Origin of the sequence: Streptomyces sp. MZ04 (assembly GCF_004684775.1) — a bacterium.
In the GTDB taxonomy this organism is placed as follows: Bacteria; Actinomycetota; Actinomycetes; order Streptomycetales; family Streptomycetaceae; genus Streptomyces.
This window is the reverse complement of sequence record NZ_SRIC01000228.1, coordinates 1-13897: the sequence shown is the minus strand read 5'-3', so window position 1 is coordinate 13897 and position 13897 is coordinate 1. Positions and strand designations below refer to the sequence as shown.

9 protein-coding genes and 1 pseudogene are annotated in these 13897 nt (G+C 68.9%); 7 read left to right on the top strand and 3 right to left on the bottom strand.

All coding sequences use genetic code 11. From position 1 onward, the window contains the following. Positions 1-20: 20 nt before the first annotated feature. Complete coding sequence (locus tag E2651_RS32635; protein ID WP_135334872.1) at positions 21-1028, bottom strand: ADP-ribosylglycohydrolase family protein; 1008 nt, start codon at positions 1026-1028, stop codon at positions 21-23. Positions 1029-1284: 256 nt separating this feature from the next. Here E2651_RS32635 and E2651_RS32630 point away from each other — a divergent pair, with 256 nt between their 5' ends. The 6 genes from E2651_RS32630 (at position 1285) to E2651_RS32605 (ending at position 11729) form a co-directional block, all read left to right on the top strand. Beyond that, on the top strand, positions 1285-2016 hold the full coding sequence (locus tag E2651_RS32630; RefSeq protein ID WP_135334871.1) for a VIT1/CCC1 transporter family protein: 732 nt from the start codon (positions 1285-1287) through the stop codon (positions 2014-2016). A 306-nt stretch (positions 2017-2322) separates the two neighbouring features. Further along, positions 2323-6885, top strand: a complete 4563-nt coding sequence (gene gltB, locus E2651_RS32625) for a glutamate synthase large subunit (protein WP_135334870.1) — start codon at positions 2323-2325, stop codon at positions 6883-6885. Beyond that, a complete protein-coding gene (locus E2651_RS32620) occupies positions 6878-8338 on the top strand; it encodes a glutamate synthase subunit beta (protein ID WP_135334869.1) in 1461 nt (486 codons plus the stop codon). The genes gltB and E2651_RS32620 overlap by 8 nt, the downstream gene beginning before the upstream one ends. 244 nt (positions 8339-8582) lie before the next feature. Further along, complete coding sequence (locus E2651_RS32615) at positions 8583-9884, top strand: sugar ABC transporter substrate-binding protein (RefSeq protein ID WP_135334868.1); 1302 nt, start codon at positions 8583-8585, stop codon at positions 9882-9884. Positions 9885-9903: 19 nt separating this feature from the next. After that, complete coding sequence (locus E2651_RS32610; protein ID WP_245239373.1) at positions 9904-10899, top strand: sugar ABC transporter permease; 996 nt, start codon at positions 9904-9906, stop codon at positions 10897-10899. Next, a complete protein-coding gene (locus tag E2651_RS32605; RefSeq protein WP_135334866.1) occupies positions 10896-11729 on the top strand; it encodes a carbohydrate ABC transporter permease in 834 nt (277 codons plus the stop codon). Before E2651_RS32610 ends, E2651_RS32605 begins: the two co-directional genes overlap by 4 nt. A gap of 27 nt (positions 11730-11756) precedes the next feature. On the opposite strand, the gene E2651_RS32600 is transcribed toward E2651_RS32605, so the two are convergent. Continuing rightward, positions 11757-12656 (bottom strand): chitosanase, encoded by a 900-nt coding sequence (locus E2651_RS32600; RefSeq protein ID WP_135334865.1) that lies wholly within the window; start codon positions 12654-12656, stop codon positions 11757-11759. A 113-nt stretch (positions 12657-12769) separates the two neighbouring features. On the opposite strand from E2651_RS32600, the gene E2651_RS32595 reads away from it, so the two are divergent. Continuing rightward, the gene (locus tag E2651_RS32595) at positions 12770-12988 is read left to right on the top strand and encodes a hypothetical protein (RefSeq protein ID WP_135334864.1); all 219 of its coding nucleotides are present in this window, start codon (positions 12770-12772) and stop codon (positions 12986-12988) included. Between the two features lie 785 nt (positions 12989-13773). Here E2651_RS32595 and E2651_RS32585 read toward each other — a convergent pair. Further along, positions 13774-13897 (bottom strand): annotated as a pseudogene (locus E2651_RS32585) (chitosanase); the annotation flags it as partial.

Sequence of the window (13897 nt, the reverse complement as noted above, 5' to 3'; positions counted from 1 at the left end):
GACAGGGGTGGAAGGGCTGCTCACAGTGCCTCCCCGTCGGGGACCAGCAACTCCGCCACGTCCAGCACGTGATGCCCCCGCATCGAGGGCAGGCAACTGCCGCGCGCAGCGCCGATCGCCGCCCCCCACGGCAGGGGGATCGAGGAAACCCCGCAGGACGCCCCGGACAACGCTCCGGCCACCGCGGCAGTCGTATCCGCGTCCCGCCCCATGTTGACCGCCGTCAGCACCGCCCCCCGGAACCGGCCCGCCGCCGAGGCGTACGCGCCGAAGGCGAGGCCCACCGCCTCCGGAGCGAGGTCGGTCCAGGGGTAGCCCCCGATCACCACCGCGGAGCGGACGGCGCGTTCCCCGCGGTGCGCCACCGCCACCGCCCGCCGCAGCGAGCGCGACGTCCAGCAGTCCTCCGGGATGACGGACAGCGCGGCGGCCACCACGGAGTCCACCGAGGCGCCGCCCATCGCGGCCGCGACCCCCGCCGCCACGGCCTGCCCGCCGTAGATGCCCTCCCCGTCATGGCTGACCGAGCCGTCGATCGCGACGAGGCGGGCCGCCTCGGCGGGCCGGCCCGCGGCGAAGACCCCGAACGGCGCGGCCCGCATCGCGAGGCCGTCGCTCCAGGCGTGCCGGTGCTGGGCGGAGATCGGGGCGGCGAGACCGCGCCGCAGGTTCTCCAGCGTGCCGCGCTCGCTGAAGCCCGCGCCCCGGAACGGGCCTTCGTCCAGGTCCGCGATCCATTCGTGCCAGGCGGCCTCGACATGCGCGACGGTCAGCGCCGAGCCGTGCCGGGCGAGCAGAAGGCCGGAGAAGATCGCGTACTCGGTGTCGTCCGTGCCCGCCGGATGTTCGGCGACGTAACCGGTGATACGGCCCCAACGGGCCCGGATCTCGGACGGTTTCATGTTCTCCGCGGGTGCGCCGAGCGCGTCGCCGACCGCCAGGCCGAGCAGCGCGCCGCGCGCCCGTTCACGGAGGTCGTCGGCGCCGCCGGGCGTCGGGGCCGAGGGAACGCATGCGGTGGATGCCATGCCGTGCCTCCCTGTTGCGCAGATGGTGCGCGGATGGTGCGCGAACCGCTGGATGCGGTGCTTGGTGCATCCCTGCCACACCGGGGCGCTCACACGAGCATCCGAGGGCTCAGATCACTCCTTCGCTCGCCGGAGAGCCCCTCCGCGCACCCTGCCGGAGGCGCGTTTTCGCAGGTAAGTACGGCCTTCCTTGCTGGCGGGAGTGATTTTTCGCGCGTACTTTCGAACTCGTCCAAGTATTGAGGGGGTCCACACCATGGCGATCATCGAGACCGAAGCGACGCTGCACGAGGCGCACCGCGACAACCACACCCACCGTGACGTGAACGGTGGCTGGCTGCGCCCGGCCGTGTTCGGCGCGATGGACGGCCTGGTGTCCAACCTGGCCCTGATGACCGGCGTCGCGGGCGGCTCCGTCGCGCAGCAGACCATCGTCGTCACCGGCCTCGCGGGACTCGCCGCCGGTGCCTTCTCCATGGCCGCGGGCGAGTACACCTCCGTCGCCTCGCAACGCGAGCTCGTCGAGGCCGAACTCGACGTGGAGCGCCGGGAGTTGCGCAAGCACCCCAAGGACGAGGAGAGGGAGCTCGCCGAGCTGTACGCGTCGCGCGGCGTCGAACCGGAGCTGGCCCGCGAGGTCGCCCGGCAGCTTTCCCAGGACCCCGAGCAGGCCCTGGAGATCCACGCCCGTGAGGAGCTCGGCATCGACCCGGGCGATCTTCCCTCGCCGGCCGTCGCCGCGGTCTCCTCGTTCGGCGCCTTCGCGCTCGGTGCCCTGCTTCCCGTACTGCCGTATCTGCTCGGCGCGACCTCGCTCTGGCCCGCCGTGCTGCTCGCGCTCATCGGGCTCTTCGCCTGCGGTGCCGTGGTCGCGAAGGTGACCGCGCGCTCCTGGTGGTTCAGCGGTCTGCGGCAGCTCGCGCTCGGCGGGGCGGCGGCGGGTGTGACGTACGCCCTGGGCGGCTTGTTCGGTACCGCCGTAGGATGAGTCGATGCAGTCCTATGCAGGGTCCTGTATAAGTAGCCGTTACTCGGCGGTTTCGATTCCTTAACCACCGGGCATGAGCCGTAAGCGCTGCGGGCAATGAGGCCTGTGTCGTTCTGGGTTCACGGCCATGGATCTGTCCGTAGGGGCCCCTTTCCTGCCGCTCTCCACATTTCCGAGCGGTGTCCACATGGTGGAATGAGCTATCCGCTTTCCGAGAAGCGCTCCATCATGTAACCTGCACGAAATTTTGCCTGGGCCAACGTCGTCCCTCGCTCTGCCTATGCCACGACGACGACGGGAGAGCCCATGCGTACGCACAACGCCTGGTCGCCCATGGATGGTCGCCCCGCCCCTCAGGGCATGTACGACCCCCGTAACGAACGCGATGCCTGTGGTGTCGGGTTCGTGGCCACCCTCACCGGTGTAGCCAGCCATGAGCTGGTCGAACAGGCGCTGACCGTACTGCGCAATCTCGAACACCGTGGCGCCACCGGCTCCGAGCCGGACTCCGGCGACGGCGCCGGCGTCCTGCTCCAGGTACCGGACGCCTTCCTGCGCGAGGCCACCGGCTTCGCGCTCCCCGAGGCCGGTGCGTACGCCGTCGGCATCGCCTTCCTGCCCGTCTCCGAAGCGGACGAGGCCGTCTCACAGATCGAGACGATCGCCTCCGAGGAGGGCCTGACCGTCCTCGGCTGGCGCGAGGTTCCCGTCGCCCCCGAGCTGCTCGGTGCCACCGCCCGCTCGACGATGCCGGTCTTCCGGCAGATCTTCGTGGCCGACGGCGAGAGCACCGGCCTCGAGCTCGACCGCAAGGCGTTCGTGCTGCGCAAGCGCGCCGAGCGGGAGGCGGGGACGTACTTCCCCTCGCTCTCCGCCCGCACGATCGTCTACAAGGGCATGCTGACCACCGGCCAGCTCGAGCCCTTCTTCCCCGACCTGTCCGACCGCCGTTTCGCCTCGGCCGTCGCGCTCGTCCACTCGCGCTTCTCGACGAACACGTTCCCGAGCTGGCCGCTGGCCCACCCGTACCGCTTCGTCGCGCACAACGGCGAGATCAACACGGTCAAGGGCAACCGGAACTGGATGCGGGCGCGCGAGTCGCAGCTCGCCTCTGAGCTCTTCGGTACCGAGAAGCTGGACCGCGTCTTCCCGATCTGTACGCCGGACGCCTCCGACTCGGCGTCCTTCGACGAGGTGCTCGAACTGATCCACCTCGGTGGGCGTTCGCTGCCGCACTCCGTCCTGATGATGATCCCCGAGGCGTGGGAGAACCACGGCTCGATGGACCCGGCACGGCGCGCCTTCTACCAGTACCACTCCACGATGATGGAGCCCTGGGACGGCCCGGCCTGCGTCACCTTCACCGACGGCACCCAGGTCGGCGCGGTCCTCGACCGCAACGGTCTGCGCCCCGGCCGCTACTGGGTCACCGACGACGGCCTCGTCGTCCTCGGCTCCGAGGTCGGCGTCCTCGACATCGACCCCGCCAAGGTCGTCCGCAAGGGCCGCCTGCAGCCCGGCAAGATGTTCCTCGTCGACACCGCCGAGCACCGCATCGTCGAGGACGACGAGATCAAGGCCGCCCTCGCCGCCGAGGCCCCGTACCAGGAGTGGCTGGAAGCCGGCGAGATCGAGCTCTCCGACCTGCCCGAGCGCGAGCACATCGTGCACACGCACGCCTCCGTCACGCGCCGCCAGCAGACCTTCGGCTACACCGAGGAAGAGCTGCGCATCATCCTCGCGCCGATGGCCAAGACCGGCGGCGAGCCGCTCGGCTCCATGGGCACGGACACCCCGATCGCGGCACTCTCCGAGCGCCCGCGGCTGATCTTCGACTACTTCACGCAGCTGTTCGCGCAGGTCACGAACCCGCCGCTCGACGCCATCCGTGAAGAGCTCGTCACCTCGCTGCACTCCTCGCTCGGTCCGCAGGGCAACATCCTGGAGCCGACCGCCGCGACCTGCCGCAGTGTCACGCTGCCGTTCCCGGTGATCGACAACGACGAGCTGGCCAAGCTCATCCACATCAACGCCGACGGCGACATGCCCGGCATGAAGGCCGCGACGCTCTCCGGCCTCTACCGCGTCAGCGGCGGTGGCGACGCTCTCGCCGCCCGCATCGACGAGATCTGCTCGGAGGCCGACGCCGCCATCGAGGCCGGCGCCCGCCTGATCGTGCTCTCCGACCGGCACTCCGACGCCGAGCACGCGCCGATCCCCTCGCTGCTGCTCACCGCGGCCGTCCACCACCACCTCATCCGCACGAAGCAGCGCACCCAGGTGGGCCTGCTCGTCGAGGCGGGCGACGTCCGCGAGGTCCACCACGTGGCCCTCCTCATCGGCTACGGCGCCGCCGCGGTCAACCCGTACCTGGCGATGGAGTCCGTCGAGGACCTCGTCCGCGCGGGCACCTTCCTGCCGGGCATCGAGGCCGAGCAGGCCATCCGCAACCTGATCTACGCGCTCGGCAAGGGCGTCCTGAAGGTCATGTCCAAGATGGGCATCTCCACCGTCGCCTCCTACCGCGGCGCCCAGGTCTTCGAGGCCGTCGGTCTCGAAGCGGCCTTCGTGGAGCGGTACTTCAGCGGTACGACGACGAAGATCGGCGGCGCGGGACTCGACGTCGTCGCCAAGGAGGTCGCCGCCCGGCACGCCAAGGCGTACCCGGCGTCCGGCGTCCCCTCGGCGCACCGCGCGCTCGACATCGGCGGTGAGTACCAGTGGCGCCGCGAGGGCGAGCCGCACCTCTTCGACCCGGAGACGGTCTTCCGCCTGCAGCACTCCACGCGGGGCCGCCGCTACGACATCTTCAAGAAGTACACGGACCGCGTGAACGAGCAGTCCGAGCGCCTGATGACGCTGCGCGGCCTGTTCAACCTGAAGTCGGACCGCCCCTCGATCTCCATCGACGAGGTCGAGTCGGCCTCCGAGATCGTCAAGCGGTTCTCGACCGGCGCCATGTCGTACGGCTCGATCTCCCGCGAGGCGCACGAGACCCTCGCCATCGCCATGAACCAGCTGGGCGGCAAGTCCAACACCGGTGAGGGCGGCGAGGACCCGGACCGCCTGTACGACCCGGCGCGCCGCTCCTCCATCAAGCAGGTCGCGTCCGGCCGCTTCGGTGTGACCTCCGAGTACCTGGTCAACGCCGACGACATCCAGATCAAGATGGCCCAGGGCGCCAAGCCCGGCGAGGGCGGCCAGCTGCCAGGACACAAGGTGTACCCGTGGGTCGCCAAGACCCGGCACAGCACCCCCGGCGTGGGCCTGATCTCTCCGCCGCCGCACCACGACATCTACTCCATCGAGGACCTGGCCCAGCTGATCCACGACCTGAAGAACGCGAACCCGCAGGCGCGGATTCACGTGAAGCTGGTCTCCGAGGTCGGCGTCGGTACCGTGGCCGCGGGTGTGTCGAAGGCCCACGCGGACGTCGTCCTGATCTCCGGCCACGACGGCGGCACGGGCGCATCGCCGCTCACCTCGCTGAAGCACGCGGGCGGCCCCTGGGAGCTCGGCCTGGCCGAGACCCAGCAGACCCTCCTCCTCAACGGCCTGCGCGACCGCATCGTCGTCCAGACCGACGGCCAGCTGAAGACCGGCCGTGACGTCGTCATCGCCGCGCTGCTCGGCGCCGAGGAGTTCGGTTTCGCGACCGCGCCGCTCGTCGTCTCCGGCTGCGTCATGATGCGCGTCTGCCACCTGGACACCTGCCCGGTCGGCATCGCCACGCAGAACCCGGCGCTGCGCGAGCGCTTCTCCGGCAAGGCCGAGTACATCGTCAACTTCTTCGAGTTCATCGCCGAAGAGGTCCGCGAGATCCTCGCCGAGCTGGGCTTCCGCACCATCGAGGAGGCCGTCGGTCACGCCGAACTCCTCGACACCGAGCGGGCCGTGGACCACTGGAAGGCGCAGGGCCTCGACCTGGAGCCGCTCTTCCACGTGCCCGCGCTGCCCGACGGCGCGGTCCGCCACCAGATCACGGTCCAGGACCACGGTCTGGAGAAGGCGCTCGACAACGAGCTCATCAAGCTGGCGGCCGACGCGCTCGCCGCCCCGAGCGCGACGGACGCACAGCCGGTCCGCGCCCAGGTCGCGATCCGCAACATCAACCGCACGGTCGGCACCATGCTCGGCCACGAGGTGACGAAGAAGTTCGGTGGGGCCGGTCTGCCGGACGACACCATCGACATCACCTTCACCGGGTCCGCCGGTCAGTCGTTCGGCGCGTTCGTGCCGCGCGGTGTGACCCTGCGCCTGGAGGGCGACGCCAACGACTACGTCGGCAAGGGCCTGTCCGGCGGCCGCATCGTGGTCCGCCCGGACCGCGGCGCCGACCACCTCGCCGAGTACTCGACGATCGCCGGCAACACCATCGCGTACGGCGCGACGGGCGGCGAGCTCTTCCTGCGCGGCCGCACCGGCGAACGCTTCTGCGTCCGCAACTCCGGCGCGACGGTCGTGTCCGAGGGCGTGGGCGACCACGGCTGCGAGTACATGACCGGCGGCAACGCGGTGGTCCTCGGCGAGACGGGCCGTAACTTCGCGGCCGGTATGTCGGGTGGTGTCGCGTACGTCATCGACCTCGACCGGGACAACGTCAACTCGGGCAACGTGGGCGCCGTCGAGGCTCTGGATGACGCCGACAAGCAGTGGCTGCACGACGTCGTGCGCCGCCACGCGGAGGAGACGGGATCCACGGTCGCCGAGAAGCTGCTCGCCGAGTGGTCCGTCTCGGTGGAGCGCTTCAGCAAGATCATCCCCAGCACGTACAAGGCAGTGCTCGCCGCCAAGGACGCCGCCGAGCGAGCCGGTCTCTCCGAGACCGAGATCACCGAGAAGATGATGGAGGCGGCGACCAATGGCTGATCCCAAGGGCTTTCTGAACCATGGCCGCGAGGTCGCGCAGACCCGCCCGGTCGGCGAGCGCGTCCAGGACTGGAACGAGGTCTACGTTCCGGGCTCCCTCCTCCCGATCATCTCCAAGCAGGCGTCGCGCTGCATGGACTGCGGCATCCCGTTCTGCCACAACGGCTGCCCGCTCGGGAACCTGATCCCGGAGTGGAACGACTACGCGTACCGCGAGGACTGGCAGGCCGCGCAGGAGCGACTGCACGCCACGAACAACTTCCCGGAGTTCACGGGCCGCCTGTGCCCGGCGCCCTGCGAGTCGGCGTGCGTGCTCGGCATCAACCAGCCCGCCGTCACCATCAAGAACGTCGAAGTCTCGATCATCGACAAGGCGTGGGACACGGGCGATGTCGTCCCGCAGGCGCCGGAGCGGCTGTCGGGCAAGACGGTCGCGGTCATCGGGTCGGGCCCCGCGGGTCTCGCCGCCGCGCAGCAGCTGACGCGGGCCGGTCACACGGTCGCCGTCTACGAGCGGGCCGACCGCATCGGCGGCCTCCTCCGCTACGGCATCCCCGAGTTCAAGATGGAGAAGCGCCACATCAACCGCCGCATCGAGCAGATGCGCGCGGAGGGCACCAAGTTCCGTACGGGCGTGGAGATCGGCCGCGACATCGACGCGGCGAAGCTGCGCAAGCGGTACGACGCTGTGGTCATCGCCGCGGGTGCCACGACCGCCCGCGACCTGCCCGTCCCCGGCCGTGAGCTCAAGGGCGTCTACCAGGCGATGGAGTACCTCCCCCTGGCCAACAAGGTCCAGGAGGGCGACTACGTCACCACGCCCGTCTCCGCCGAGGGCAAGCACGTCGTCGTCATCGGCGGCGGCGACACCGGCGCGGACTGCGTGGGTACCGCCCACCGCCAGGGCGCGGCTTCGGTCACGCAGCTGGAGATCATGCCCCGTCCGGGCGAGGACCGCCCGGCGAGCATGCCGTGGCCGACCTTCCCCATGCTCTACAAGGTCACTTCGGCCCACGAGGAGGGCGGCGAGCGGGTCTACTCCGTCTCGACGACCCACTTCGAGGGCGACGAGGACGGCAACGTCCAGTTCCTGCACCTCATCGAGGTCGAGTTCATCGACGGCAAGCTGACCCAGAAGCCGGGCACGGAGCGCAAGATCCCGGCCCAGCTGGTCACCCTCGCCATGGGCTTCACGGGCACGGACCGCGAGAACGGCCTGGTGGACCAGTTCTCCCTGGACCTCGACGAGCGGGGCAACGTCGCCCGTGACGCCGAGTTCCAGACGAATGTGCCGGGTGTCTTCGTCGCCGGTGACGCGGGGCGCGGCCAGTCGCTCATCGTCTGGGCGATCGCCGAGGGCCGCTCGGCGGCTCGTGGCGTGGACAACTTCCTCACCGGGGCGAGCGATCTCCCGGCCCCGATCCGCCCGACGGACCGTTCGCTGATGGTCTGACCCGTACGGCTTGTTCGTACGACCCCTCATACGTCCCGTACAACGGCGTACGGAACTGAGCGACGCCCGCCTTGTCCCCGACCGGACTTGGGCGGGCGTCGTGGCGTTTCCGCCCCTTGCAACGCAAATCACGTTTCGGCCCCGCTAGCCGAATGGGTCTAGACCGCGCCAGGGCCCAGTGGTCACAATCGCTCCCACAAACGGATCGGTGCAGGACCAAGCACGAACCCATGAGGGGGCCGGCATGAAGCGACGGGTCATCGCGGCAGGTATCGCCATGACGCTCGGACTGACCGCGACGGCATGCGGCGGCGATGACGGGAGCGACAGCGGCGACAAGGCCACCGACGGCAAGGGCAAGACCCTCACCGTATGGATCATGGAGGGGACCAACCCCGACGCCAGGCCCTTCTTCAAGGACGCCGAGAAGGCCTTCCAGAAGAAGACCGGCGCCAAGATCCACGTCGAGTACCAGCAGTGGGCCACCGCGCAGAAGAAGTTCACCACCGCAATCGAAGGCGGCGAGGACCAGGTCCCGGATGTCGCCGAGGTCGGTACGACCTGGGTGCCGCAGTTCGCCGAGACCGGCGCGCTCGTCGACGTGACCGACGACGTGAAGAAGTCGGGGCTCAACGACGATCTCGTCGAAGGGCTCAAGGACGCCGGAACGCTCGACGGCAAGCAGTACGGCATGCCCTGGTACGCCGGTGTGCGCTCCATCGTCTACCGCAAGGACATCTTCGAGAAGCACAAGCTGAACGCCCCGACCACTTGGAAGGAGCTTCAGGCTGCCGCCAAGACGCTGAAGGAGAAGGAGCCGGGGATGATTCCCTTCCCGGTCGCCGGTGGTGCCGAGATGTTCGCCGCTCCCTTCATCTGGGGCGCCGGAGGCGAACTCGCCACCGAGTCGGGCGGCAAGTGGAAGTCCGGGATCAACTCCCCGGAAGCCGTGAAGGGCATCGAGTTCTATACCGGGCTCGCCACCAAGGACAAGGTCTCTCCCGCCAAGGTCAACACCTGGACCGAGAAGGAGGTCGGTGACGCCTGGAACAAGGGGCAGATCTCCATGGCCGTCGGCGGCAACTGGACCCCGAAGGCCATCGTCGACGCGAACCCGGACCTCAAGGGCAAGCTCGCCGCCGTGCCGATTCCCGGCCAGACCGGCGGCATGAGCAAGTCCTTCCTCGGCGGCTCCTACCTGTCCACGTTCGACACGGACAAGAAGGACCTCGCCTGGGAGTTCGTGAAGATGCTGACCACGGGTGACTTCGCGGCCAAGTGGGCTGCGGAGACCAACTACTTCCCCGGTCAGAACTCCGAGCTGAAGAAGATCGAGGCCAAGAAGGACCCGCTCGTCGAGCCGTTCGCCCAGCAGATGCTGGAGGCCGGCGCGACCGTCCCCAAGACCAAGGCGTACGGCGAGATCCAGGCCTCCAAGGTCATCCCCGGCATGGTGCAGTCCATCCTGACCGGCAAGTCCTCCGTCCAGGATGCGGCGGACAAGGCGGCCAAGGACATGGACGCGATCTTCGCCAAGGACAAGTAGGCGAGGGCGAGTCGGCACTGTGAAAGACACGTTTGTCGGCGACGGGCCGAAGGAAGGCACCGCGGTCCGTCGCCCCGCCGCCCCCCGCCCGGAACACGAAGCGGCCCTGCGCAAGAAGAAACTGGTCAATCTCACCCGGCCGTGGCTGCTTCTCGCACCGTCCCTCATCGTCCTCGCGGGTCTGCTGCTCTGGCCGCTGATCCAGGTCGGCAAGCTCTCGCTGCAGGACTACGTCGTCAAGTTCGGCGGCGGAGTGGGCACGTATGTCGGCTTCGAGCACTACTCCGACCTGCTCGGCAGCGAACTGCTGTGGAAGACGGTCCTTCCCAACACCGCGTTCTTCGCGATCGCCTGCGTCGGTCTCACCGTCGCCATCGGCACCCTCGTCGCGCTGCTGCTCAACCGCCTGGGTCCGGTGTGGCGGCTGATCTGCTCCATCGCGATCCTCGCCGCCTGGGCGATGCCCGCCGTCACCGGGACGTACGTCTGGATCTGGCTCTTCCAGCCGCAGGACGGCATGGTCAGCCAGATCGCGGGCTCGATGGGGCTCATCGACCCCGAGACCACCAACTGGTTCACCGAACGCGGGCCGTTCTACGCGATCGCGACCCTGAACGTCGTCCACCACGGCTTCCCGTTCGTCGCCATCACCGTCCTCGCCGGACTGATGACGATCCCCAAAGAGCTCTACGAAGCGGGGGAGTTGGACGGCGCCAACGCCTGGCAGCGGTTCTGGAAGATCACCCTGCCGACGATCAAGCCGGTCTTCCTGGTGGTGACCATCCTCTCCACCATCTGGGACTTCAAGGTCTTCACCCAGATCTATCTGATGCCCGGCGGCGACGGCTCCAACGAGGAGGTCTACAACCTCGGCGTCTTCTCGTACATCCAGGCCTTCGCCAAGAACGACTACGGGACGGGCGCGGCAGCGGCCGTACTGCTCACGCTTCTGCTCCTCGTCATCACCATCGTCTATATCCGTACGCTGTTCCGGCAGGGAGATGAGGACCTGTGACAGCCCGCCGCACCACTCTTGCGGGGCGCATCGGTCTGCCCGTCGCGGTCGCCGCGCTCCTCGTCTTCACGCTCTTCCCCGTGTACTGGATGATCTCCACGGCACTGGACCCGAAGGCCATCACCCGTGGCTCGGACGTCCTGCCGAGCGGCCTCAGCCTCGAGCACTTCAGCTACGTCTTCGAGAAGGGCAACTTCGGTACGTATCTGCTGAACTCGGCGATCGTCGGGTTCGGCACGATCCTGGCGGCCGGAGTGCTCTCGCTCTTCGCCGCCGTCGCCGTGGCCCGCTTCAAGTTCCGCTTCCGCACCTCCGTACTGATCATGGTTCTGATCGTGCAGATGGTGCCGCTCGAGGCGCTGGTGATCCCGCTCTTCATCCAGATGCGTGATTACGAGATGCTCAACTCGCTGCTCGGCCTGACCATCGTCTACGTCGCGCTCTCGCTGCCCTTCGCGATCTGGACCCTGCGCGGCTTCGTCCAGACCGTGCCGAAGGAGGTCGAGGAAGCGGCGTACATCGACGGAGCTTCCTGGTGGCGGATGTTCCGGTCGGTGCTGCTGCCGCTGGTCGCGCCCGGTCTCGTCGCCACGTCGATCTTCGCCTTCATCACGGCGTGGAACGAGTTCGTCTTCGCGTACACCTTCATGAAGGGCAGCGACAAGTACACCGCCGCCGTGGGGATCTACCAGTTCTTCGGTGAGAACTCCACGGCCTGGGGGCCCGTCATGGCCAGCTCCACACTGGTCACCGTGCCGGTGATGATCTTCTTCGTGATCGTGCACCGGAAGCTGGGATCGGGCCTGGCGGCAGGAGCCGTCAAGGGCTGAACGGCCTTCCCCCGGGGGCGTTCAGGGTTACGGAACCTTGAACGTCTCCCCGTACACCTTCCACTCCAGCGGTGTCTTCAGGCCAAGGTTCCCGTCGTAGAGGAACTGCCGCTGTGCCGTGTCCACGCGGGTCGTGTCGCGGTGGGCCTTCTCGGACTTCATCGCCTTGCGGCGGATGTCCAGGAAGATGTCCAGGTACGCCTTCTCCTTGCCGCCCTGCGACGGGGTGTCCGCCTCCTTCAGCGCCGCCTCGCGCAGGCCGTAGAAGCCGCGCGGTCCGGTGCCCGGGCCGTGCAGGACCATCGCGTCGTAGTAGATGAACTGGCCGAGCGTGCCGAGCCCGTCGAGCTTGGCCAGGCGCACCGCCGGGTCGAAGTAGCTGCGGTCGCGGGCGCTGTCCTGCGCCTTACGGAAGGCGGGCTTGGCGGCCTCCGCCTTCCAGGCCTTGGTGAAGCCGGGGCCGAGGCCCTCGTGCGAGTCCGTGCCGTCGACCTTGCGCAGGGCGGGCAGATAGCGGGCCAGGCCGTTGTCCGGGTGGTCCTTCGTGTAGCGCTCGACGAGCGTGAGCAGGTCGTGCGTACCGGTGCAGAAGCCGATGACGCCCGCCGTGTAGCCGTGCCCGTCGTCTATGTCCTCGATGTAGCCGTACTGGCCGCGCCAGTTCAGCGTCGAGTTCTCCGCGCTCGCCACGAGCTGCTGGGCGAGGTCCTTCTTGGCGGGCGCGGCGAGGCCCGGCGGCAGGTCCGCGATCAGCTCGTCGTCGGCCCTGATCTCCGCCGCGGACTTGTCCTCGTCGTACGGCCGCTGGGTGCTCGGAGCCTTCCGGTCGGCCCCGGAGCCGGTGCTGTCCGAGTCGCCGCCGAGGAAATAGACGGCGACCGTGGCGACCGGGGCGACGGCGAGAAGGAGGAGACCAGCACGTTTCATTCGGCCAAGATTACGTGCGCTTTCGCGGTAGCGCGTCTTCCGGATCCCGGTCTATTGACTAATAGTCAATCGCGCGTCAGCCTCATGAGCCGGACCCGGTCGTGGGAGGCGATATGAGCGGTGAGGCACGGCAGCGGTTGAGCGGGGAGCTGCGGGACGAACCGGCGGAATCCTTCGGGCAGTTGACCTCCGGGCAGCTGGAGTCACTGGCCGACGCGCTGAAGCGGGAGCGGGAGAGCCGGGCCGCCGGTCTCAACGAGGCCGCCGAGGAGGCGCTGAAACTGGTGCCGGCCCTGGCGCGAGGGCCCGTCCGCCGGATTCTCTTCCGATAGAGCCGGATCCTCTCCCGATAGAGGAGTCAGCCAGAGGAGTCAGCATGGACACGTTGCGCGGCAGGGCCGAGGTCCTGAAGATCGCCCGCCTGCTGGACGTCGAGCCGGACGGGCTCGGCTACCTCCAGGCGCTGCCCGTCGATGACGTACGTCGCTTCCGTACGCAGTGCGTGGCGGCGCTCTTCGACGGGACGCCGGAGATGCTCGACCGGATCGCGTCGGCGACCAAGCTGGTGCCCGCCGGGGTGGCGGCCGCCATCTCGCAGAAGGCGCTGGGGCCGCGGCTCGCCGCGGGGGTCGCCGGGCGCCTCGAACCGGCGCGGGCCGCCGACATCATCGAGAAGCTGCCGGTGGCCTTCACCGCGGAGTCGTGCGGACACCTGGATCCCCGCCGGATCCAGGGGATCGTCGACCGGCTCGACGAGGGTCTTGTCGTACGCATCGCGGTGGCGCTGGCCGAGCGGGGCGACCATCTGACGATGGGCCGGTTCGTCGGGCATCTGCGGGACTCCGCGCTGCGGCGGATCCTGCCGCAGGTGGATGACGCGGCGGTGCTGCGGACGGGATTCCTGATCGACGTGCCGGAGCGGCTCGGGCAGATCATCGAGCTGATGGGTGCCGAGCGGCTCGCGTCGCTGATCGGGTCGGCGTCGGGGGAGGGGCTGTGGCCGGAGGCGCTGGCCGTCGCCGGGATGGTGACGGGGGAGCAGCGGGGCCGGATCGCGTCGCTGGCGGCGGGACAGCCGCAGGACCGGCTCGACGCGCTGGTCGTGACGGTGGCGGTCTATGTCCTCGATGTAGCCGTACTGGCCGCGCCAGTTCAGCGTCGAGTTCTCCGCGCTCGCCACGAGCTGCTGGGCGAGGTCCTTCTTGGCGGGCGCGGCGAGGCCCGGCGGCAGGTCCGCGATC